The following is a 23,137-nucleotide window of genomic DNA, read 5'->3' as shown; positions in this document are numbered from 1 at the left end:
TGTCTTATGGAAAAAACTCCCACTGTGATCGTCGCCAACGCTTCGCTGCAACACACTGAGAAGCGGTGCGGGCCCACACCGGAACGGTATCAACGTGGTACAGGGAACGATATCATCCTGGGAATCTGGCGCTTCACGGTTTGCCCGCAACAAAATCCAAAACGACCACGTCAATGAACCTCCGCCGCGCTTCCGGAATACGGTCAATCAACATCGCCTTCATCTCTTCCGCTGTCGTCGGCGCATTCAGTCCATTGGGCGGCGCCTTCAGCCTCCGCCCGTCTTTCGCCGGCAGATCGCCGAACCACAGCACGCAATAGATTCCACGCTCCCCGGAACGCCAATCGATGAGATACCGGGTATCAAGCTGGCCAGTCGCGGCGTCCCAAACTTTCCGGTGCCATTGCCCCTTCACCTCCATAGGCAACTGGAGCGCCCCACGGGCGAAGGCGAGATCGGCCCGCTTCGACTTCGGCATGTCCGCTTCGGTCACCCGTTGCACACCGTAGCGGGTGAGCTCCGGCTCGATCATCACCGCAAGCCGGTCCCGGCAACGATTCTCGTCGTACGGCACCCCGTCATCGCCCCAAAAGTCGCGGACTTGGTCGAGGTCGTCGCCAATGAGCTTCGCCTGCGCGAGCGTCAGTTCCTCAAGCACCAGCGACTTCAGGTCATCGGCGTTGGACGGCGGCCCCTCGGTGAGCAGTTCCTTGAGACGTACGGGCGGCAGCGGCTCGAAGGCTTCTTCCGCACGCTTCTGCCGTAGCTCGGCGGCCATGTGGAGGATCAGCTGGCTGTAGCTGTCCGCCGGCTCGGTGGCTAGCGCCCGCAACGCCTCGGTCGCTTCGCCGCCGGTGTCGTTCACAAGGCGGCCGATCAGCGCGAGCAGGAAGTTCGTGGCATCGTAAGGATTGGTATCTCCCGATCCGCTTCCCCGCAACTCGGCGTAGGGCCACGCTCGGCGGAACTCCAAAACGATCCACTTGGCCTGGGCCACGGTGATGGGAATCCCCGTTTTTCCTTGTTCAAACTGAAAGCGATTGCGCAGGAACCAGATGAATTGCGGGTGCTGGGCGCCGATGCCGTCGATGTCCGGCCGCACCTGGTCGAAACGGACCAGCGCTTCGATCGCAAGCCAGGAGAGCATGTGGTCGAAGTTCCGGTAAATCCCGCTCGCCCGATTGGCCGCTATGGCGGCAAGGGGCGCCCGCGCCCCGGCGTGTGTCAGGCAATCGACCAGCTCAAGTTCAACGTTCTCGGGCACGTTCGGGTACGCCGTCAGCCAACCGGCGGCGAGTGCCCCACCCGTCGCTTGCCAATTCGCGTCGTGGGTGAGCTGATAAAGGCCGCGGACATGCAAACACCCTGCCGCGAGCGCGGGCTCGATCCAAAGCCGCGCGAAGTCTTTTCGCGCTTCGGGGGTGGCGGCGACGATAGCCTCAAGCGCCTTCCGCAAGTCCTTGACGTCCTTGTCCTTGTCGACGCACCAAGTCAGGTCGTTCAGGCATATCAGCAGTCCGACCCGCAGGACATCGGACGACAGGTCGTCGAATCCACTGCCGGCACGAAGCCTTGCCAGAAGACCAGCCAGGATTACGTGGCAGTAGGTGTAGAGCGTGTTCCGTGTGATCCCGTCAGCGACGGCAGCAGCGGTGGGGAGATCGGCACGATGGAGCGCGGCCTCGAAACCCATGATCACGTCATCGCGGAGTTCCGGCCCCAACCATAGGGCGACACGCTCCAAGGGTGGCTTCCCGCGCTCAACATCTCCAAGATAGGTATCTCCAAGATAGGCCCGCGCAGGGTCAACAATGGCGGCCAAATTACCGCTGCAGATGGCAGGGCGCTGGGCCGCGTAGTCGCGGCGGCGAGCCTCGAATCTGGTTCTCCATCTGGCCTTCCGCTTCCTCTCGCACTTGGCGGCCTGACGCTCATGCTTTAGTTCCCGCGCAGACTTCTTGGGATGCTTCAGCTTGCGGACGAATGCGGTCAACTGGGCATCGTCGCGCTGGAACTTCGCACCGCTGGCGCGCACGGCAGGATCGATTTTTTCAGCGGATGTCCCCAGATGCATCAGTTCACGCCAATCCTCCCGGAGCGCCTCGTCCCTATTGTCGGCGTCGGCGAAGCGGTCCAGTAAGCACGCGACGTCGGTAGGCCGGTCGGAAAGAGCGATCATCCGCGAACGGAGTGCCAAATTGATTTGCCACACTGGCTTCCTCCGGCGTTGGTCAGAGAAGGCGTGGAGTTGGACCGCCCGGCGGATGTCATCGCGAGCGCCCAACCGATCCTTGAGTTCTCTCTGGGATTCCCGGTCCCAATGCCCGCTCCGTCCGATGCTCGCGAGCCAGCGCCAGAACGACGGCGCCTGCGCAGGACCAGCCGCGCCTTCGTCGATCGCGCGCACCATGAGGCCGGCGACGACATCGGCGACATTGTACCAACTCTGCCAATCTTTCGATTCGAGAAGCTCGCTGTATTCGGCCATGAGGTCCAGCACGCCGGAGAGGCGATCCGTGGGCAGTCCCCGCATCAGCCAGCGGTAGTTTCGCATTGTGACGTGATGCGCGTTCCTGCCGCGCGGGAGAGGACAAACAAGGACGCCCATCTCGGCGAAGAGGGTCGAGACGAGCAGGTCGTCGCTCACGTCGCAATCGATGCGGTCGATCAGGTGGCGGGCCAGGCATGTCGCGTCCTCCGTGCCCTGGTCGCGCAGCAACTCTATGGTACTCCGCCACCAGTCGCGGTTCCGGTGGGGGAGCAACGCCTCGGCCGCATCCTCGCGCTCTCGGTAGAACCGATCGCCCGACAGCACGGTGGCTTCCAGCGTCGTCGCAAGATCGCCGGCCATCGGCGTCCCTCTGACCGCCTCGATCAGAAGAGAGCGCAGATGCTCGTTGCTTGACGCCGAACCAATGACGGCATCGATTTTGTTCCGCAGCGTCGGCACCGCAAGCCCCGCCGCAGTGTGGCCGTCCCAGTCGGTGCCGCGGAAATACGGATCCTCCGCGCTGAGCGCCCGCAACGCCTCGAACAGGAGGTCGGCTTGCGTCGTCGTCAGCACCGCTGTTTCTCCGTGACGCAGAACGCCGTACGGGTCCGCCGTAATGACCGGTTCGGCCATCATGGGGCTGTGGACAGCGAGCCAAGCATGGAGCCCGCGAAGGCTGGCGGGGACGCCGTTGCCATGAAGCTGCGCGAGCAGCCGGCGCTGTGCGCGTGGAGTGGCTGCATGGCGCGCGAGCCATCGGGCACCGAGATACTCGCCGATCACCCTGTGGATCGGCTTCGCGCGTCCGACGCCCACGCTGACGAAGAGTTTCGACGAGACGATCACGGACGCCGCCTCCGCACCGGGCAGGCTGGCGAGATCCGCGAGGAGGACATCGCCCTCCTGGAGATGTGCCAGGCCGACGAGGCTCACCGCCTCGGCACCGGCGAGGATCAGCCCTGCGGCAATCGCTCCCGCCGCCGACAGGGCCTGCTCCTCGCCCAGCTTTGCAAGGCCAAGGTCCTGGCGGTCGGGGTCGCGCTCCGGCCAGACCAAGCTGCAGACCTGCTCGAACAGCGCGGCGCGCGTCCGTGGCAACGCCTTGTCAGTCTCGGCGACCCTTCCCATCAGGCCGAGCGTCAGCGGATTGCGGTGGAGGTCGGACAGGCCGTGTTCGTTGAGATGGTTGAGCACATGCTCGGCGTCGGCCTTGGCATGCCGCCGGGCCAGAAAGGCAAGCGCTTCCTGATCGTCGAAGGGCTCGATGGTGAAGACCGTGGGTTCCGCACCGTAGAGTGGGCGGAGGCCGCTGATGGTGCGCGCCTGCCATTCCCGCGCACGGCACGACAGCACGAAGTCGGGAGAACCGGCCTCTTCGAGTTGGGCCAGGATCTCGTCGACCGCATCCCCCTCGCGCCGTGCCATTGCCTCGTCGAGTCCGTCGATGAGCAGCGGCTTGCCGGGCTCGACGAGCCGCGATGCGTTCTTCGCCCGCATGAAGCGGCTTGCGGTGACCGGCTCCACGCCGAGAACTCTGCCCGCTTGGCACATGAGTTCGCTCTTCCCCATGCCCGGCTCGGCGAGGATGATCTTGGCGCCGGGGATCGCAAGCATCCCCGCCTCGTCGACCGTTCGCAGGTCTCCACCGCGATCCGTGAAACGGAGCCGGCGTGCGAGATAAGTCGTCGGATTCAAGTCCCCTAGTCCCTGAAATGTCCCGTCACGGGCTTGGCCATGGCGAGGCGGGTCTTGCCGCCGCCGGCCAGCCGTTTGACTCCGAAGCGCCGGGCCGCGTCCGTCAGCGGGTCAGCGGCATCCATGCAACCCCGAATGGCCGCCGACAGCTCCGGCAGGGCGATGTCCTCGATGGAACGGACGTCGGCGCTGGAGTTCGGGTACCGGGCCCGTTCCCAAGCGGCGACCGCCATCGCGTCGGGCCAGACGAAACTGGCACCGGTGTGCTCCGCCTCGACATGGGCGACGCTGCGGACCACGGTCATGATTCGCTCCCGGATCTGCCGGCCGGAGCGTTTGAACCCGTGGGCGCGGGCAATGCGTTCGACCAGCAGGCTGTCGCGGATCGGCGCCTCCGCCGCGACGACGTGCAGCACCATCTCCTTGAGGACGGCGGCATAGTCGTCGTCCTGGAACCGGTCTGGGCTGATCGCCGTCATGCCACCGAAATCCGCCAGACGGTAGTCGCCGCCAAGGGACTCTTCGTTCTCACCCGGCTCTGCCGGGGCGTCCGCGTCTACGGCGGCATCAGCGTCGTCCAACTGCAGGTCAAGCGCCACATCCGGGGTGGGTCCTGCCACCGGGGCCGCCAGCGCATCGGCGCGGGCGCGGGCGCGGTCGAGCGTCTCCTTGATGGTGAAATCCAGGCGATCCAGGGCGCCCTGCGGATCAATCCACCATTCGGTCGCCCAAACCCGTGTCAACGTCCAGCCCAGGCTCTTCAGCACCGCCTCGCGAACCTTGTCGCGGTCCCGCGCGGTGGCGGCGCCATGGTAGGAGGCACCGTCGCATTCGACGCCGATCAGATAATCATCGGGGCGATCCGGATGGACGACGCCCAGGTCGATGCGGAAGCGTGACACGCCGACCTCCGGCACCACCGTCCAGCCGCGGTCCCGCAGCCCCCGCGCCACCGCCTGTTCGAAACAGGCGTTCGAACCGCCCGCGGAACCGGCCGACGCCTCGCCCAGCGCCCGCGTGCCCCGCTCCGCGTATTCGAGGAAATGCCGCAGATCGCGTAGGGCCGACGAGCTGGTACGGTTGAGGTCGATGAGATCGGGCGGGAACGAGGTGAAGACGACCATCTCCCGCCGGGCTCGCGTGACGGCGACGTTGAGCCGCCGCCAGCCGCCCTCGCGGTTGAGCGGGCCGAAATTCATCGCCATCGTCGGGGCGTTCGGGGTTTCCGGCCCGTAGGCGATGCCCAGCAGGATCACGTCGCGCTCGTCGCCCTGGACCGTCTCCAGGTTCTTGACGACCACCGGTTCCGGCGCGTCCTCCGCGAAGTAAGGCTCCAACTCCGGGTAACGCCGCCGCGCGCGGTCCAACAGGTCTTCGATCAGTTTCTGCTGTTCCGAGTTCAGGGTGATGACAGCCAGCGTCAGCCGATCGCCCTTTTCATCGACGAAGGCCGGGTCGAGCAGGCGGCGCACCACCTCCGTCACCACCGCCTCGGCCTCCACCTGGTTGTTCCGGTTCTTGCCGCGCGACCAAGCGCCGGGGACCTGCCGCAGGGTCACCATCGTGTCCCGCGTCACCGGAGCCGGGAAGGTGATCAGATCACCGTCGTAATAGCGGTGGTTGGAAAAGGCGATCAGGCTTTCGTGCCGGCTGCGGTAATGCCAGGTCAGGCGGCGTTGCGGCAGGCGCGCGCCCAGGCATTCCTCCAGGATGCTCTCGTGGTCGGCCTCGACCTCGCTGTCGTCCTCCTCGGCGCCGGCGCCGCGATCGAAGAAGCTGGTCGGCGGCATCTGCTTGGGATCGCCGGCGACCACCACCTGGGTGCCGCGGGCGATGGCGCCGACCGCGTCCCACGGCGTGATCTGCGACGCCTCGTCGAAGATGACCAGATCGAACGCCGGCATCTCCGGCGGCAGATATTGCGCCACCGACAGCGGGCTCATCAGCAGGCAGGGGGTCAGGGTCGTCAGGGCCGGCCCCATCTCCCCCACCAGTTGGCGGACCGGCTTGTGACGCTTTTGCAGCTTCAACTGATGGGCAAGCGTGCTGAAGCCCACCGGCTGGTTCTTGGACTCCTTGGCCGGTATGCCGCTCGCGATCCGGGCGCGGATGGCGAGCTGGGTCAGTTCCGCGAATTCATGGTCCAGAGCGCGGAAGCGGTCGATCGCGTCCAGATGCTCGGTGATGTTGAAGTCGCGCACCAGCGGTTCGGCATCGATGGCGCCTTCCGCCCACCAGCGCGCGTAGGCGACGTCGAAGGCGTCCACCGCGCCGCCCGGGGGAACGGTTCCGGTCTCCACGGCCTCCACCAGCGCGTCCAGCCCCTGCTCCACCGCCGAGCGCCGCACGCGCTGCCACGCCGTCCAGGCGTTCAACTGGGTCGCCCGCGCCGCCATGGCCGCCGCCATGGCCTGACAGTCGGCCAGCAGGTCGGCGCCGTCGATGGGCTCCGGCGTCCCCGCGATGCGCTCGAACGCGTCCTTGGCATCCACGAAGGCCGCGTGGCGGTCGAGATAGCGCTGGATCGCCAGACCGATGGCCCCATCGGGCGCGAGCAGGTCGCTGGCGTCGGTGCAAAGCCGCTTCAGGGTTCCGCGCAGGGCGATGAGCTGGTCCGGGCTCTGGGCCGCCCCGCCGACGGCGGACCGCAACGCGCCGGCGGCCTTCAGCTTGCGGTCGAGGCGTTCCAGGTCGGTCGCCAAGCCCCGCCAGCCGGGAAGCGCCTGCACCTGCGGCAATCCGTCGATGTCGACCAGCATCGCCTGCAATTGGCGCAGCCGGGGCAAATCCGTCTCCGGATTGGCGTTGCCGGCGGGGTCGAGCCGCTTCGCCACCGCCTTCTTCCGCAGCGCCGACAGGGGCCAGATGGCTTCGTTGGCCGCGGCCCATTCGGCGTCGAGTTCCGCCAGGGGTAGGGCCTTGATGGTGTCGGGGTCCAGCGGACGGGACAGCAGTGCCGCTTCGGCGCGACAGGCGGCGACGAGCGGCAACGCCCACGTCCCCTGTTCGATCATCCTGGCGGCGTCCGGGGTGAAGGCGAACGCCAGAGTGAACCCTTCGGCCTGCGCCAGGGCCTGGGCCAGGGTGGCCGCCGCCGCCAGACCGCGCCGGTCGCCACCGCCCGTTTCGACGCCGATGCCGCCACCCAAGCTGATGCCCATCCCGCCTGCAAGCTGCCCGCGGGCTTCGTCCAGAGCCTTGGCCGCGGCGGCTAGTGCGCCCGCCGCGGCCAGCAGGTCGGCCTGCCAGGCGTTCGACCATTCCGCACCCCCGACAGGACCGAAGGCCGCCCGGTTCTCGGGCGATGCGGTGGCCCGGTGCAGGTTAAGCTTGTGCACGGCGTCGCGCAGCCGTTCCAGATCCGTCTCGCTATGCTCCGTCCCTCTCGGCCACCCCAGGCGCAAGGCCGATTCCGCGCCGTCCCTGGCGACGCGGCCGATGGCGCCGTACAGGGTGAGGCCGTTGGCGTGCCGCCGGTGAATCGCCCGCACGAGGTCGTTCAGCCGGTCGCGGCTGAGCTTCAATTCGGCGGCGCGGCGGCTCCAGAGTTCCGTCGGCGGCTCCTCCGCCGTGGTCCAGGCGGCGTCGAGCTGGCCCAGGACGTCCTGTTTGGACGCCTTGTTGCTGTGCAATTCCAGACAGAAGGGACCGAGGCCGTGGGCGACCAGCCGGCGGTGGACCACATCCAGGGCCGCGCGCTTTTCTGCCACGAACAGCACCGTCCGGCCGAGAGCCAGATTGTGGGCGATCATGTTGGCGATAGTCTGGGACTTGCCGGTGCCCGGCGGGCCATCCAGCACGAAGTCGCACCCCCGCGCCGATCCGACCACCGCCGCCAGTTGCGAGGAATCGGCTGGGAGCGGGGTGAACAGCTCCTCCGGCGTCACGAGCCCGTCCAACTCCGTCGGGTGCGGCGGCTCCGTTTGGGACGTGTAGGCGTCGCGCGGCGTCTCCAGCAGGTGCCGCACCACCGGGCTGCGCTTCAGCGCCTCGGTGCGGTCAACCAGATCCTTCCACATCAGGTACTTGGCGAAGGAGAAGGCGCCCAGCACCACATCCTCCACCACCTCGAATCCGGGCATGTCGCGCACCGCGCGGCGAACCAGGGTCCAGATGCGCGGGACGTCGATTCCGGACTGGTCCACCGGCAGCGGCCCCGCCAGTTCCGGAATGTCCAGCTTGAAGTCCTGGTGCAGCATTTGAAGCAGCGTCAGGTTGAAGCGCGGCTCATCCTCGTGGTTGGACAGCCGCACGCCCGACCGCACGCTGCGCCGTTGCAGCTTCACCGGCAGCAGGATCAGCGGGGCGCGGTATTGCCGCGTGTCGCTGCCGGACTTCTTCCAAACCAGGAAGCCCACCGCCAGGAACAGCGTGTTGGCCCCGCCCTCCGCCAGATCGAGCTGCGCCTTGCGGTAGAGATCGATCAACTGCGCGTCGAGCTTGTCCGTCGGCAGGGGCGACAGGATTTCGCCGCGCTCCATCGCGTCACGGGCATAGGCCGTGTCCAGTTCCTCCCCGGTGCGCTGCAGGTGCAGCGCCGTATCTCGGCCCGCCCCACCCTCCATCGCGGGGGCCGCCACGATGCGGAAGCTGGCGCCGTCGGCGAGACGGTCCTCCAGCGTGGCCGGATCGGGACAGAGCAGGCGGATGGTGGTCGCGCCCGGCTTGACGTTGAGCAGGCGGTTCCGTGTGGTGAGGTCGAGCAGCTTGCGCTGCCAGCGGTCCAGCCGCCCTTCCGCCGTGGTGGCCGTGTCCACCGGGTCGGCCAGATCGAAATCAGGAAGGGCCGGAGCCGCTTCCAGCACATCGCTCACCGGGCCGATGTCCACCTCTTCCGCAGCCGCCCCGGTCCCCGCCGCCGGCGCCACGTCCGCCAGGGCCAGCGGGCGCAGGCGCTGCATGCGGGCCCGGCGGATGTCGAGCGCCATGACGAAATCGCCCTCCCGCTCCTCGTCGATCTGGCGGTTCGCCTGGGCGATGGCGCGGGAGAAGGGCGACGGGTGCCCGCCGGTGGCTAGCGTGGTTTCGAACAGCACCAGCTCCTGGAGCGCCACGCGCTTGCGCAGACTGGCGGCGTCGTCCACGAGCAGGGTGGCGAATTCCTGCGGTTGCAGCCAGACGCCCGCGAAGGCGTGGCCGCGGGTGACCACGATCACCGGGTAGAGGCCGGCCTGCTCCAGCACCGCGGCGAACAGCAGCGCGGTGTCGAGGCACGTCCCCAAACCCGTTTCCAGGATCTGCGACGGCGAGCGCACCTTCTGCCCCTGCCATTCGAAGCTGGTCGGCGGCTCCGCGTAGGTGAGGCGCAGGGACGCCACCGCCGACCAGACGGCGGACGCCAGTTCGTGCACCCGCGTGCGGCTTTTCGATTGGTACCCCTCGACGCCGTCGGGCCGGCCGCCGCGCCGCAGCACGTCGCTGGTAGCCTTGATCAGCCGACTGACAGCGGGGTCGTTCGGCAGGATGAAGGCCGCCAGCAACTCCGGCATGGCCGCCGCCCCGCCCCATTCGTTGCGGGCCAGCAGTTCCACCGGCAGCACGCGCTCGGCGGCATTTCCGGCGGCGCCCCCGCCCTCCGCCGCGGCCCGCAGCGTCACCGTCGCGCGGACCGCTTCGTTCAGCTGCAACAGCAATCCGGCGTTCAGCCGCAGGTCCCGCTTGGCGATGCGGGCCTCGCCTCCGGCCGCGATGCGGTCGACGCGCCATTGCATCGGCTCGAAGACGGGCGGGTCGGCGGCGATCTCCGCCACCACGTTCTCCAGCGCCTCCCCACCGAGGTTGACGAGGCGAAGATCGCGCAGAACCGGAACGGCGTTCTGGTGCGTGGCGAAGCTGATTTTCGGAGAGATCACGGCGTCGATCGCCAACCCGGAGTCCGACGTATCCTTGCAGTCAACCGCATCGTTGACGGCCGTGATCGATTCCATGATGATGCCGCTTACCTTGAGTGGATTTTAGATAGATTATACTCTTGAAAAAGAGAATGGCCATGGGCAGTTTCCACTTTCTTCACGCGGCCGACATCCATCTCGACAGCCCGCTGCACGGCTTGGCGCGGTACGACGGGGTTCCAGCCGAGGAGGTGCGGGGAGCCACGCGCGCCGCCTTCGACAATCTCATCGCCTATGCCTGCGATCAGGCTGTGGACTTCGTGCTGATCGCCGGCGATCTGTTCGACGGCGATTGGAAGGACATGGGCACCGGCCTGTATTTCGCCCGCGCCATGGGAAAGCTGGCCGCCGCGAACATCCCGGTCTACTGGATCGCCGGAAATCACGATGCGGTTTCGTCGCTGACCCGCTCCCTGCCCTGGCCCGACACCGTCCACGCCTTCAAGCCGCGCCGCTCGCACACGCACGTCATCGACCATCTGGGCGTGGCGATCCACGGGCAGAGCTTCTCCAACGCCCACGTCACCGAGAATCTCGCCGCCGCCTATCCCGAAAAGCGGGAGCATCACTTCAACATCGGCCTGCTGCACACCGCGCTGGACGGGCACCCGGGGCACGCGCCCTACGCGCCCTGCACGGTCGACGATCTCCGGGCCCGCCACTACGACTATTGGGCGCTGGGGCATGTGCATGACTTCACGGTCGTCTCCGAGTGGCCCTACATCGTGTTTTCCGGCAACCTCCAGGGCCGGCACATCCGGGAAACCGGCCCGAAGGGCGCGGTCCATGTGGAGGTCGAGGACGGTGCCGTTGCCCGGCTGCGCCACGTTCCCCTGGACACGCTGCGCTGGCTCCGGGTCGAGGTGGATTGCGCCGCGGCGCGCAGCATGGACGAGGTCGATGCCGCCACCCGCACGGCCTTGGCCCGCAGGCACGCGGAGCTGTCGGACGGTCGCCCGGTCGTCGCCCGCGTGGTGCTGACCGGTTCCACGCCGCTGGCCGGCGCGTTGCAGGAGCGGCGGGCGGAACGCCGCGACGCCGTGCGGGCGCTGGCCGCTGCGGTGGCCCCCGACCTGTGGATCGAGAAGGTCCAACTGGAGGTCGCTATGCCCGGCCTGTCGCCAATGGGCGGCGGCCCGGCGGAGGACTTCATGGCGCTGCTGGCCGAAATCCGCCAATCGCCGGAACTGGCGGCGGAGTTGAAGGCCGATCTCCTTCCCTTCCTGACGGCGGCCGGCAAGGCCGGGGATTTCGACGACGACAGCTTGGCGGCCATGGCGGCGCAGGACGACTGGCCGGCGCTTCTGGCGGTCGCGGGAAGCGCGCTGGAAGCCCGGCTCACGGGCACGGGGGGTGAGTGATGCGGTTTGCCGAGCTTCATCTGGAACGCTACGGTCACTTCGAGGACCGCCGCCTGCCCTTCCGGGCCGGAACGCCCGACTTCCACATGGTCTATGGCGCCAACGAGGCGGGGAAATCGACGACTCTGTCCGCCGTCTCCGACCTGCTGTTCGGCTTTCCCCAGCGCAGCCCGTTCAATTTCAGGTTCGATTACGCGCTGCTGCGCATCGGCGCGGTGCTGGAGAAGGACGGGCAGCGTCTGGCCTGCCGCCGCCGGAAGACTCGTGATCACAGTCTGGTCGACGCCGCCGACCAGCCCCTCGACGAGGGCCGGCTGTCCGCCCTGCTGCACGGACTGAACCGCGAGACCTTCGGCGCCGGATTCAGCCTGAACCAGGAGGGGTTGCGGCGCGGTGGCGAGGCCATGGTCCAGGCCACCGACGATCTGGGGCAGGCCCTGTTCGCGGCGGGATCGGGGCTGACCGACATCGCCAAGGTGCAGGAGGCGCTCGACCGCGAGCTGGACGCGATCTGGGGCCGGCGTGCGTCCGACCGGCGCAGCTTCATGGTCGCCGCCAAGCAGCTCGACACGAGCCTGCGCGTGGTTCGCGACAGCCAGCTCAAGCCCCGGGAGTGGTCCGACGCGCAGGCGAAGGTGGAGGCCTGCGAGCGGACGCTGCATGATCTGCAACAGAAGCAGAACGCGGTGATCGCCGAACGCAACGCGGTCGAGCGCCTGCGCCGCATCGACGCGGCGATGCGGTCCCGGGCGGCGCTGTTGGCGGCGATCGCCGAACAGGGGCCGGTGATCGTCTTTTCGTCGGCGGAGGACAAAACGGCGCAGGACGCCCTGGCGGTGCTCGCCAAGGCAACCGACGCGCATGACGCGGCGGAACGGCACCGCAACGACGTGGCGGACCGGCTGACCCCCTTGCAGCCCGACCCCATCACCGAACTCGGGGAGCGCATCGAAGCCCTGGTCGAAGAGCGGGGCAGTATCACCAAGGGGCTGGCCGACCAAGCCCGGCTGGACATCGAGCAGCGCGGCATGAAGCAACGGGCGGCGGTCCTGCGGACCGAACTCGCCCTGCCCGGAGATCTGCCGTCGGGCCTTGAGATTCGGAAGCTGCGCGACATCGCCGCCCGTCACGCCGGTCTTGTGGCGGGCCTGCGGACACGGGACGCTGAATTGGAAGACCGCCGGACCCGCGCCCAGGCGTTGCGCGAGGAGCTGGCCGACGCGGTGGTGGCCGATGGGCTCCCCGGGCTGCGGGCCGCGATCGCCCTGGCCCGCGGGCTGGGCGAGGACATCGACGACCGTTGCGCCGACGCCCAGGCGATGGCCGAGCGCATGGAGGCCGACGCGCGGGCGGCGCTGGCCGCCCTCCGTCCCTGGCAGGGGGATGCTGACGGGCTGGCCGCCCTGCGCGAGATCGACGACGGCGAGATTCAGGCCGCCTCCGATGCCGACCTCAAGCTCGCCACCCGGCTGGAGACCGCGCGGGCGGAGGTGCGTCGGCTGGCAAACGAGATCGCCCAGCTGGACGCCCAGCGCACGGCTCTGGCCCAGACAGGACAGGCGGTGTCGGCGGACGAGGTGCGGCAGGCGCGGGACGCGCGCGACGAGCTGTGGCAGACCATCGACGCCCATCTGCGGGGTGGCGGCCCCGCAAGGCCGGCGGATGTTCACGGGGACGTCTTTGGAGACCGCTTCACCTCGGCGGTTCAGGCTGCCGACGTCATCGCGGATCGCCGGTACGAAACCGCCGAGGCTTCCGCGCGCCTGACCGGGCTCGATCAGACCCGCACGCTTCTGGATGTGCAGCGGCGGCAGGCTGAACAGGCCGTGCGGGAGATGGAAGACGGCATCGCCGCCGCGCGGCGTGCCTGGGAAGAGCGTCTTCAGGCGCAGGGCCTGCCGCTCCTTTCGCCGTTGCCGTTGCGCGGTTGGTGCGCCCAGCGCCGTGCGGCGCTGGACCTCCATCGCAACGCGGCCGATGCGCGCCGGCAGGCGGCCCGCATCCTGGAACGCATGGCCGAGGCGGTCGGCGCCCTCGCCAAGGCGCTGACCGCCGCGCCCGACACCGACCGGCTGTCGCTGACGCTGGCAGCCGCCGAGCGCGAGCGGATGGAAGGGGAGGCCCTGGAGCAGGCGTTCCGCGAGAAGACGACCAAGCTCGCCGGTCTCGAGGAGGAGATCGCCCGCCAGGAACGGCTGGAAATCCAAGACCGCCGGGCGCTCCAGGCCGCCATCGAAGAATGGAACGGCCTGTCGGCACGGCTTCACATCGCCGCGGACATCGCCGGCATCGATCACTGGCTCGAACTCGCCGAGGAACTGCGCGGCACGCTGGACGGCATCGCCGCGCATGACCGGAGAATCCAGGGCATCGTCCGGGACCGCGCGGCGTTCGAGGCCGCGGTGACGGCCCTGGCCGCCGACGCGCGCGTGGCCGCCCAAGCGGAGGCCGCTGCCGATCCGGCGCGGACGCTGGAATCGCTTCGGGAGCGCTTGGCCAAGGCCCGGTCGGTGGCCCGGGACATCGACACGTTGAGGGCCGAATGGAAAAAGCACCAGGCGGACATGGACCGCGCCGCCACCGAGCGCGCCATCGCGCTGAACCGGCTTGAGCCCTTCCTGGCCCGGGCCGGCATCGGGGAGGCCGCTCATCTGCCCCCGCACCTCGAACGGTCACGGGCTCATCAGGAGCGGCTTGCGCAACGGGCCGAAGCCGAGCGGCGTATCGTGGCCGACGGCGACCACCTTCCGCTTGCCGATCTGGTTGCCGCGTGGGAAGCCTGTGATCCCGACAGCGTGGCATCCCGAGCCGTCACCCTGGGCCAGGATCTCGACACGCTGAACAGGGAGGTCGCGGCGGCGGCCAACGCGCTGGGCGAGGCCCGCAAGGCGTTCGAGGCGCTGGACCAATCCTCCCGCGCCGCCGTCGATGCGGCGGCCGACGCCGAAGCCGCGAAGGCCGACATGAAGGCGGAGGCGGAGGTCTATGTGCTGAAGCGGGCGCAATGGTTCCTGCTGCGCTGGGCCATGGACCAATACCGCGACCGCCGTCAGGCACCGCTGCTGACGCGCGCCAGCGCGCTGTTCCGCACGCTGACCCTTGGCCGCTTCGTCGATTTCCGGATCGACTACGAGCCGGTGACACCGCGTCTGCTGGGCCTGCGCGAAGACCGGCAGACCCTTGTCCCCATCGAGGGGATGAGCGAAGGCACCCGGGACCAGCTGTTCCTCGCCCTGCGCCTGGCGGCGGTGGACCAGTCGATCGCCGCGGGCGTACGGGTGCCGTTCATCGCCGACGATCTGTTCGTCAACTTCGACGACGACCGGGCCGAGGCCGGCCTCACCGTCCTTGCGGATCTCGCCGCCTCGACCCAGGTCCTGTTCTTCACCCACCACGCCCATTTGCGGAGCATGGGGCAGGCGTTGGCGGGTCTGAGCCGTTTGGATCTGTAAAGCCGTTTCCCATCACACCGCGCACGCACCCACGATCCGTTCTCCCTCGATCCTGAGCAGCATCGTCACCGGCTGGAGCCGCTCGCTCATCACCGCCTCGGCCGCCCGGATGTCCAGGTTGATCTGCTCACGGCAGGACGCCACCTCGGTCGCCAGCGTCTCGTTCCAGGCGAGCAGCGACAGCTTGCGTTCGTTCAAGGTCACCGTCCGGTTCCAGAGGGATGAAAGCCCCCTCACCTTTTCCCGCACGGTCCGGTCGGTCTCCTTGAGGAGATCGCCGCTGTCGTCCAGCGCCCCGATCGCCTCCTGGATGCTCCGCTTGCGGTTTTCCTTCAGGTGCTCCTCTCCCGGGAAGGCGACCAGAAGCTGCCAGCCGCAAGCGCGGGCGCGGATGCAGAGCAGCAGTTGGCGGTACAGATCGTCCAGCAGGTCCTGATGCGCCTTGATGGCCTCCTGCATGCCCTTGGAGCCGAACACGTCACCACCTTTGACGTTGACGATCTCCTGGCTTTCGTGGCGAATGTCCTCCAGCAGGTGATCCTGGACCTGGAGCAGGTGCGCCTCGTGATGCTCGATCTGGGGCCGAATGCCGTCCGACCATTCACCGGCCAGCACCGAGGGCGCGATCTGCTCGAAGTAGCGGAGGGCGCCGGTCAGGACCGACCGGCGCTCGTTGCTCTGGAACCGCTGAATGCGGTCCACCGCCGCCTTGATGTCGGAAAGCTTCCGGCTGATGTCGGCCAGATGCTTCTGCGCGACGGCCACGGAAACGATCTGAAACAGGGCCGCCGCGTTCACGATGTTTGACAGCCGCTCTGGCTCGAACAGCCTGGCGTTCTCGGCAATCTTATTGTCGGCGCCGTGCACAATGGCCCTGAAGCCGTCGCCGTCCGCCGCTCTCGCCAGCGGTCCATTGACGACCACCTCCATGTACTTCGTGGTGGCCACGTCATAAGCGGTCGCGAGATTTGGCACGGTCTGCAACAGCGGGTTCAGCCGGCTAACACCGTTGTCCGATCCCGCGACGGGATGCCAGGCGCACGCCGGCGGCTCGGGAATGCGGGTCAGTGACAGCACGGGCTTGTCATCCGCGGCACCGATGACGAGGCGAGCGGCGGAAGGAGCCGGCACGCTCATGCCGGCGACGTTGGAGGTCTGCTCCGCATCGATCGCCGCCGCCGGCGTGGCGACCGACAGGCTGTCCAGATGCTTCCCGCGCAGGTAAGCGAGATGCAGGACACACGGAACGGTCGCCTTGAAGAGCGGTTCGGACAGGCTGAGCCCCGAGGTGTCGAGCCCCATGGACCGAAGCGCGGCAAGCGAGAGAAGCGGCAATCCACCCACGCACGCGATGGCCGCCACTGTTGCAGCCTTGCCCGTGATCTCGCGGGCCTTCGCGATGATGGCCGGCTGTTCCTCCGCGCGCAGCGGCGACAGCCGTTCCCCCACCTGAACGGCGCGGGAGAACAGAGAGTTCGCCTTCTCCTTGGCCACCATCGCCACTGAGGCGGCCTTGCCGGACACCTCCCGCGCCTTCGACAGGACCGCCCTCGGATCGTCCGGGGTCAGCGCCGCAATCTGCTCACGCAGATGCGCCGCGTGGGACAGCAGGGAATGCGCGCCTTCCCTGGCCGTCGTCGCGATCGTGGCCGCCCTGCCGGAGGCCTCTTCCCGCGCCTTTGCCAACACCGCCGCCTGCTCGTCCGGGGTCAGCGCCTTCAGTTGGTGGCCCAGGTAAAGGGTCAGAAGGTTGCTTTCGTTCTTGACGGTGTTGCCAAGTTCGTACGGCACGTCGAGCTTTTTGCAGACATCGACGACCAAGCGGTCGTAAGCAGGCCCTTCCCCACGAGCGCCGCCCGTTGCGGGGCTGTCACCGCACCGACGAAGCGCATCGCCAATCAGGCGATGATAGATCGAATGCCGGGGCCTGAGCCTGCGGTACGCTTCATCGGCCTCGAAGAAGCCCGGCAGGGCCTTGGCAAGACACGCAGCCAGGGGGTCAAGGTCCGCGTCGGTGCACACCGACAGAAGCGCATAGAGATCCCCCCAGCGGATCGCCTCGATCCTCTCGTCCATGCCCGCTCCCCCGTTTTCCTGCCCCATACCGCCCCTTCTTCTACGATTATTCGTCCCAGGGGTTGATCACCATCACGCCGCAATCCTGAAAATCCGCCACGTTCCGGGTCGCCACGGCGGCCCCGCGCGACCGCCCAATGCCAGCGATTTCCGCGTCAAAGGTTCCGGTCGGACGCCCCGCCCGACGCCGGCCCGCAGCAAGCAGGGCAAAGGCCTCCGCCGCCGCTCCATCGAAGGGCAGCACGCGCCCGGCGAAATCCTCCGCGAACATCTGCCCCGCGGCGGTCAGAAGGTTGCTCCGCCGTTTGCCTTGCGGCAGCAACGCCAAGCCGTAAAGGATTTCCGCCTGGGTGACGGCGGTGGTGCATAGGTCGGTCGCATCAACTCCGACAGAACGTTGGTGTCCAGGATGATCATGACAAGAAATCCTGGTCACTCGAACGTCGGCGGTTCCCGCAGCGGTTCGCGTGGCACGTCCGGCACCTCGACACCGCCGAAGCGCTGGAAGCGACGCTGGATCGCCTCTGCCAAGTCCGACGCCGGGGCCGGCTGCCCGGCCAGGACGTCGCGCAGGATCAGGCGCGGCTCGTCCAAATTCCGAATGGTCAGGTCGCCCACGCACCACTCTCCCGCACCGTCATCCTGGTCGCTCCCATCCATGGTACGGCAGCGTACCGTCGCCATCAAGATTCGGCGTATCCGCCGATGGCGCGCAGCATTGCCGGACGGCGGGAGTGTCCTACCGTTCCCACGCGATATGAAGGCCCAGGATTTCCGACAGCATCAAAGAGACGGCGCGAACAAGCGGGCGTCCCACAGCACGGGCCGCGGCCGGGACGCGCGGATGTCGGCGAAATCCGGGTGAAGCTGGTTGATCAGGAGGTTGCGCTCGAAGCCCATGGCCGGGTGCGACGGCACGACCAGAACCGCCGAACGCCGGCTATCGTACCACGCATCACCATAGGCCCGGCTGGCGGCGTAGCCGGAATCGTCCCATCCGGTTACGTCGCCGGGGCCGATCTCCTCCACCACGACGTGCCCTGGGACGAAGATCTCCGCGAACTGCTGGCCGGTCGGAATTCTGCCGATTCGGGTGTGCGCCAGTTTCTCGAGCATCGCGGTGGCAAAGCCGAGCCCGGCGTAGACGACGTATCGCCCCTTGGAATTCCAGCGGCCGCCGGTTTTGAAGGCCCCGCCGCCGTCCAACAGGGGGAAGCGGTCATCCGCGATGCGGAAGGCCGTCAACGGGCCGGTCGGGTGCGATGGCATGGGTTACGCGGGCAGCCCGTGCAGGATCGCGTCAAGGATGTCCTCGACATGCCGGGCCCCGAACTCGTCGACGGCCACCTCGATGGGGGCACGGTCGGCGAATTCCGGGTGCGGCGTCGTCAGCCACTGCCGGGCGTCCTCGACATTGCGCCACACGTACTCGGCGTGCGCGATGACGTTCGCCACGCGCGCGGTGCGCTCACCCTCCGCTGGGGTGAGCCGTCCCTCCCGAAGGCGGCGCTTAAGCGTCCCCTCCGGCACGATGCGGTTCATCAATATCCGGCGCGCCGCCGGATCGGCGTAGACGTGCCTGGCGACCCGGTCGAGGGCGTCGACGGCCACCCCCTCGCCGATCCGGCGCTGCAGGTCCATCGGCGTGGCGACGGTGCGGCCGAACGTGGCGCGGCCACCCATGACGTTCACGATCTCCTGAACCTGCATCACCGCCTCCAAACCATCTGGTCCCATCATATAGGATCAGATGATCGGTGCGCAAGGTGCCTTGGGACCGTCGGTGTCCTATGGTGGCCCTGTCCAAGAGGGCAGGCATCTCCTAGCTACGACGTGGGCCCGGCCAATGGAGCCACCTTTCCCGTCAGGGCGCCTTCTGCTCCGCTTGGATCAGCAGGGACGCCTGCACCGAGGTGAGCTTGGTGTCGATCAGCGACGACAGTTTGCTGTAGCGCTGCAGCTGCTGCTCAATGTGCCGGCGCACCTCCGGGGAGGCGAGCGCGTCGGCCACCAGCGAGGCCAGGTACGGCTTCACGGCCCGATGCCGCCGGACGAGGTCGGGAGACCCGGCCCGGATGATCGCCCGTACGCGGTCCGGATCGGCTCCGGCCTTCAGCGCCGCGACGGCGACGACGCGGTCGACGGCGTCCGGATCGGTCAGGCCGTAATAGCGCGAGATGGCGGCCTGCTGCTCGTAGACCTGCCGGGCCTGCTCCTCGGCGAGCGGGCCGTTGTACCCCGCGATGCCGTCCAGCTCGCCGATAGGGTCCACAGCGCCTTCATAGGCCATGCTCCGGCTGTCTTCGACCCCCTCCACGACATCCGCGGCCCGCTCCAGAAGCATCCGGCCGGCCGGGGCGAGTCCGCCGTCGTCGGCATACAACTTGACCGGCGGCCCGCCGGAGAGCTGCCTCTTCGTTCCGACGACCATGCCTCCGCGCTGCCAGTGCACGGCGCGCGGGTCCTGGCCGGCGATGGCCGTCACGAGCCTGGCGGCGGCGGTCAGAACCCGCGGCGCCGTGCCGAGCGGGTCCCCCTTGGGGGCCAGACGGACGAAAGCGTCGTAGCGGGCGGACCCCCGGACCACACAGGCCGGCTCCAGACCCGCCGCGGACAGTTTGGCCAGGCCGGGCTTGGTGACGCGGCTGATCACGACGAGACCGTCCGGCGCCTCGGGTGCGATGCTCACATCGTAGCCGCTGTCGCTCCACTCCCGGACGAGGCCGACGGTGAGCGCCGCGGCGGGCAAGCGACGGCTCATCCGGCGCTCCGGATGGAAAGGGTCGGCCAGCCGGACCAGGAGTTTCTCCACCCGCAGGGCCGCGACCTGCTCCGGCACGCCCAAGCCGGCTCCCGGCCGGCGAAAGGAGCGCGCGGACGCAAAAGGCACTGCGGTCTGTTCACTCCCAAACGCCCTGTCCATCCCCATCACCAGTCGTCCGCCAAAGCCTCTGCCGTCAGCGACGGCTCGATGTGTCCCGGGAAGGCGGCCACCACCTGCAACTCGTGCGGCGGCGCCACGCGCAACTGCACCAGCCCCATCGCGGCGAGCCCCGTAGCCGCCCGGGTGTGCGCAGCGGCCGACGTCAGGACGTCGCCGCTGTACCGCCAGTATGCCACCACCGTGTGTTCGCCCGCCACCTCACCGTTCGGCGCGGCCCGTGCCCCGCTCCCGAGCAGGAACGCATCGATGTCCTGAACCAGGGCGGAGGGCTCCAGGCGGCCACGGTAGACGGCCACGCAGAGGAAGTCGGAGAAACCGCTTCTTCGGCGCGCCTCGCGGGCCGCCTCGAGCGTGCTTCCGCCGTCGACGTGGTCGACCAGCCCCGTGCGGGCGCCCGGATCGAAGCCGACCACGGTCCACATCATGGCCGGGTCACGCGGCCGGAGCCACGCGGCCGGCCAGATCGTCGGCCATGATCCGGGGAGCGAAGTCCTTGCCGTCACGCCGCGTGGGCATGTACTGCAGGCGCGCGTCGGTGATCTCGACGCGCACGCCGTCGTTGACGAAGCCGTTCGCCTCGATGGCCGCCCGGTCCCACACCACGACCTCGTGGCAGGCCCGGCTCTGTCTGCCGTCCGGCGCCTCGACCACGGTTTCCAGATCGAAGGCCAGATAAGCCGCCTTGTCGCCCCGGCCTTCGCTGAAGCGTGGATCGCCGTGGACGACGCCTTCCAGATGAACGCGGTTGCAATCCTGGACCCCCTTGGCCTCGTCGTCCGGAATCCGACCGATCGAGCCGAAGTCGGCGTCGACCTTCACCCGGACACGCTGCGGGTCGCGGTCGCCCTCCCCCGGCTCGTAAGCGATCCGGCCATGGACCCGGACGATGTCGCCTTCGCGGAACTCGTCGCGAAGGTCGGTGGCGAGATCGCCCCAGACGCTGATCGGGTGGTAGCCCCGGATGTCCCGGTCGGCGCCCTCGAGTTGGACCTGGGTGTGCACCGACAGCCAGAGCGACGCGACCTTGCGGCCCTGGCTGTAGGTCGGCTCTCCCGCGACGGTGCCGACCAGTTCGATCTCGCTGCGCCCCGGATCGGTCGGAGTTCGGTCGTCGGCTCGGCCGCGGTCTCCACGACCTCGCCCGTTGCCGCGATCCTCTCCGCCGCGGCCACGATCGCCCCGTTCGTTCCGGTCGCGGTCGCTCCGACCGCGTGCGCCGCGATCCTCCGCGCTGCGCCCGTGGTCGCCTCGATCGTTCCGGTCGCCCCGCCCTCGGTCGGTCGACCGACCGGAGCGGTCGTCGCTTCCGCCGCGCGCGCTCCGGTCGGCGCCGGAACGCTCCCCCGCACGCCCGTCATCGCGCCGATCATCTCCCCGGCGGTCATCACCCCGGCGGTCACCGCGGCCGTATCCCATGTCTTGCCTCCAGCTCATAGAATGGACGATGGAGGCAGCGTAGCGACGCAGGGATTCGCCGTTCGAGCACCCGCGTGCACCAGTCAGCGGACACGCCCGTCCCGACGTTCCCGGCGTGGCTGCGAGGGTGTGCCGGCACGCTCCGGCGGCATCGCGGCGGCCATGCGTTCCACACGCGCGCGGATGGCGTGCACGAGATGGTCCGCGTCTCCGGCGGGGAAGGTCCGATCCACGGTGTCGGCCAGAACGGCGAGTCCGTGACGGCGGGCGGCGCGGTCGCGCGAGGCTTTCGCATCGGTCGCGCTTGCCCGGGCGGCCTCCCAGCTCGATTCCCCGGGATCGCCGAAGGCCAGCGGGCGATGGGCGGCGTACCAGGCCGCCAGCTTCGGGTCTTCCGCCGCCATCGCGTCGCGGGACCGGGCAGCTGCGGTGGGATCGATGGGGAGACCGTCCCGACCGGCCTGCGCCCGCTCGATGTAGCCGGACCCCCACGCGGCGGTCCAGTTCGGGACGCGGCGCTGCAGATTGTCGAGTTCCTTCATCAGCGGCGGCTCCGCGTCCGGGCGGTCGCAGCGTCGCTCGGCGCTGACGTCGAAGCCGCTGGCCCGGGCGTTGCGGGCAAGCGCCGCGCGCAAGGCGTCGAGGACCAGCCCGTCGCGATCGAGGCGCAGCGGAGCGTCGGGCGGGGTGCCGATCACCGCATGGACATGCGGATGATCGGCGTGATCGGTGTGCAAGGCCCAAAGCACCGTGTTGTCCCACACCGCCAGAGTCTCGCGGATCGCCGAGGCCACGGCGATCTCCACGCGCGGGGCATCGGCCGGATGGTCGACGGGAACCGTGAAGACCAGATGACGCGCGCGGACCCGGTGATCATCGGGGCCCTCCATGGACGGCCAGGACGCCAGAACGGCGTCGATCTCCTGCGGCGGGACCGGGCGGCTCCACTCGTCGAAGACGGCGACGGCATCGCCCGGACGGATCGCCGCGCCGTCGGCAAGTGCGGCCTTCTGCTCCGCGGCGAAGTCCTCGGGGGCCAGCCGGTCGGCGCGCGCGATGTAGTCCACCAGCCGCGCCACCGAGGCCCTGGTGCGGCGTCCGGCACCGATCGACTTGACGACGCAGGGCCGCAGGCCGCGGCGCTGCGCCCCGGCGGCGATGCCCGCCCGCTCGAGAAGGGCCGCGCGCAACGCGCTTTGCAGGTTCAGGCTCACGTTCGGTCTCCGGATCAGCGGTGCGGCGGACGCCGCACGTAATCGCGTTGCGGCTTCGGCGAGGGCCCGCCGGTGCGCCGGAAGCGCTCGGCGGTGCTCGTCACCGCGCCCTCGGGCGCCGGCGCCGCCACGGCGGCGGAGGGTTCCGGCGGGCGATCCGTGGAAATGGACGAGGTGACGGGTTTCGCAGGGCGACGTCCGAGAAGGTGGGACAATGGCCCGAGGACGTCCCGCTCGATGGCGACCAGCACGCCCTCGATGCGAAGCCCGCTCACCTCCGCCGAAGGCCGCGAGCCGCGTTTCTCCAGATGAACGTCCCGGACGAGCTGGTTGAGGTTGGAGCAGGCGCCCGTCACCTGGGCGAGGATGCTGCGCAACGCCTCGGTTGCCGCCGGGGCGAGAGGCGGTGGCGCTGGGCGTGCCGGCGCGGGGTTCGAGGCCGGGGATCGCGCGTCCATGGGCCCATCCATCGCCGCGCAGTCGGCCTTCACGATGGCCCGGAGGTACCCGCTGACGTTGGGCTTCCCGTCACCGTCCAGAAAACCACGCCGGCACGCCGCGTCCTTGAGCTGAGCCCGCTCGCTCGGCGAGATCCGG

At 68.8% G+C, this 23,137-nt stretch carries 13 protein-coding genes and 1 pseudogene; 2 read left to right on the top strand and 12 right to left on the bottom strand.

All coding sequences use genetic code 11. From position 1 onward, the window contains the following. Positions 1–133: 133 nt before the first annotated feature. Complete coding sequence (locus Sp245p_RS31350; RefSeq protein WP_014242728.1) at positions 134–4,186, bottom strand: NACHT domain-containing protein; 4,053 nt, start codon at positions 4,184–4,186, stop codon at positions 134–136. Between the two features lie 5 nt (positions 4,187–4,191). Beyond that, positions 4,192–10,113: a DUF3320 domain-containing protein gene (locus tag Sp245p_RS31345; protein WP_109139246.1), complete on the bottom strand. Its 5,922-nt coding sequence runs from the start codon at positions 10,111–10,113 to the stop codon at positions 4,192–4,194. A 62-nt stretch (positions 10,114–10,175) separates the two neighbouring features. On the opposite strand from Sp245p_RS31345, the gene Sp245p_RS31340 reads away from it, so the two are divergent. Together Sp245p_RS31340 and Sp245p_RS31335 are read left to right on the top strand one after the other, a co-directional pair. Then, positions 10,176–11,438, top strand: coding sequence for a metallophosphoesterase family protein (locus Sp245p_RS31340; RefSeq protein WP_014242725.1), 1,263 nt, complete (start codon positions 10,176–10,178; stop codon positions 11,436–11,438). Continuing rightward, positions 11,438–14,890: an ATP-binding protein gene (locus tag Sp245p_RS31335; RefSeq protein WP_014242724.1), complete on the top strand. Its 3,453-nt coding sequence runs from the start codon at positions 11,438–11,440 to the stop codon at positions 14,888–14,890. The genes Sp245p_RS31340 and Sp245p_RS31335 overlap by 1 nt, the downstream gene beginning before the upstream one ends. Positions 14,891–14,902: 12 nt before the next feature. Here the strand turns inward: Sp245p_RS31335 and Sp245p_RS31330 are convergent, their stop codons facing one another. From Sp245p_RS31330 to Sp245p_RS31285, 10 genes and pseudogenes are all read right to left on the bottom strand, one after another. Then, entirely contained in the window at positions 14,903–16,966 is a 2,064-nt protein-coding gene (locus Sp245p_RS31330; RefSeq protein ID WP_129557283.1) for a hypothetical protein, read from the bottom strand. Between the two features lie 46 nt (positions 16,967–17,012). After that, positions 17,013–17,383 (bottom strand): annotated as a pseudogene (locus Sp245p_RS31325) (VapC toxin family PIN domain ribonuclease). 15 nt (positions 17,384–17,398) lie between these two features. Beyond that, positions 17,399–17,584: a hypothetical protein gene (locus Sp245p_RS31320; protein ID WP_041814775.1), complete on the bottom strand. Its 186-nt coding sequence runs from the start codon at positions 17,582–17,584 to the stop codon at positions 17,399–17,401. Positions 17,585–17,749: 165 nt separating this feature from the next. Continuing rightward, positions 17,750–18,211, bottom strand: coding sequence for an RES family NAD+ phosphorylase (locus Sp245p_RS31315; protein ID WP_052584595.1), 462 nt, complete (start codon positions 18,209–18,211; stop codon positions 17,750–17,752). Between the two features lie 27 nt (positions 18,212–18,238). Beyond that, the gene (locus tag Sp245p_RS31310; protein ID WP_014242719.1) at positions 18,239–18,676 is read right to left on the bottom strand and encodes an antitoxin Xre/MbcA/ParS toxin-binding domain-containing protein; all 438 of its coding nucleotides are present in this window, start codon (positions 18,674–18,676) and stop codon (positions 18,239–18,241) included. A gap of 154 nt (positions 18,677–18,830) precedes the next feature. Beyond that, positions 18,831–19,805 carry a RepB family DNA primase gene (locus tag Sp245p_RS31305; RefSeq protein WP_158310486.1) on the bottom strand — a complete coding sequence of 325 codons (975 nt, stop codon included), beginning with the start codon at positions 19,803–19,805 and terminating at the stop codon, positions 18,831–18,833. An 89-nt stretch (positions 19,806–19,894) separates the two neighbouring features. Next, a complete protein-coding gene (locus Sp245p_RS31300; protein ID WP_014242717.1) occupies positions 19,895–20,335 on the bottom strand; it encodes a hypothetical protein in 441 nt (146 codons plus the stop codon). Between the two features lie 7 nt (positions 20,336–20,342). Continuing rightward, positions 20,343–21,326: a single-stranded DNA-binding protein gene (locus Sp245p_RS31295; protein ID WP_014242716.1), complete on the bottom strand. Its 984-nt coding sequence runs from the start codon at positions 21,324–21,326 to the stop codon at positions 20,343–20,345. A gap of 83 nt (positions 21,327–21,409) precedes the next feature. Further along, positions 21,410–22,540: a hypothetical protein gene (locus Sp245p_RS31290; RefSeq protein ID WP_014242715.1), complete on the bottom strand. Its 1,131-nt coding sequence runs from the start codon at positions 22,538–22,540 to the stop codon at positions 21,410–21,412. A gap of 14 nt (positions 22,541–22,554) precedes the next feature. After that, positions 22,555–22,998: a hypothetical protein gene (locus Sp245p_RS31285; RefSeq protein WP_129557282.1), complete on the bottom strand. Its 444-nt coding sequence runs from the start codon at positions 22,996–22,998 to the stop codon at positions 22,555–22,557. Between the last annotated feature and the right edge of the window lie 139 nt (positions 22,999–23,137).

It is taken from the genome of Azospirillum baldaniorum, assembly GCF_003119195.2.
Lineage (GTDB): Bacteria > Pseudomonadota > Alphaproteobacteria > Azospirillales > Azospirillaceae > Azospirillum > Azospirillum baldaniorum.
Note: the sequence above shows the minus strand (reverse complement) of the source record. Positions and strands in the feature narration are given on the sequence as shown.

Bases quoted from the DNA above. Each gene is read 5' to 3' on its own strand.
- Sp245p_RS31345 (WP_109139246.1), bottom strand. From the start codon at position 10,113: ATGGAATCGATCACGGCCGTCAACGATGCGGTTGACTGCAAGGATACG.
- Sp245p_RS31340 (WP_014242725.1), top strand. From the start codon at position 10,176: ATGGGCAGTTTCCACTTTCTTCACGCGGCCGACATCCATCTCGACAGC.
- Sp245p_RS31335 (WP_014242724.1), top strand. From the start codon at position 11,438: ATGCGGTTTGCCGAGCTTCATCTGGAACGCTACGGTCACTTCGAGGAC.
- Sp245p_RS31330 (WP_129557283.1), bottom strand. From the start codon at position 16,966: ATGGACGAGAGGATCGAGGCGATCCGCTGGGGGGATCTCTATGCGCTT.
- Sp245p_RS31310 (WP_014242719.1), bottom strand. From the start codon at position 18,676: ATGCAGGTTCAGGAGATCGTGAACGTCATGGGTGGCCGCGCCACGTTC.
- Sp245p_RS31300 (WP_014242717.1), bottom strand. From the start codon at position 20,335: ATGATGTGGACCGTGGTCGGCTTCGATCCGGGCGCCCGCACGGGGCTG.
- Sp245p_RS31295 (WP_014242716.1), bottom strand. From the start codon at position 21,326: ATGGGATACGGCCGCGGTGACCGCCGGGGTGATGACCGCCGGGGAGAT.
- Sp245p_RS31285 (WP_129557282.1), bottom strand. From the start codon at position 22,998: ATGGACGCGCGATCCCCGGCCTCGAACCCCGCGCCGGCACGCCCAGCG.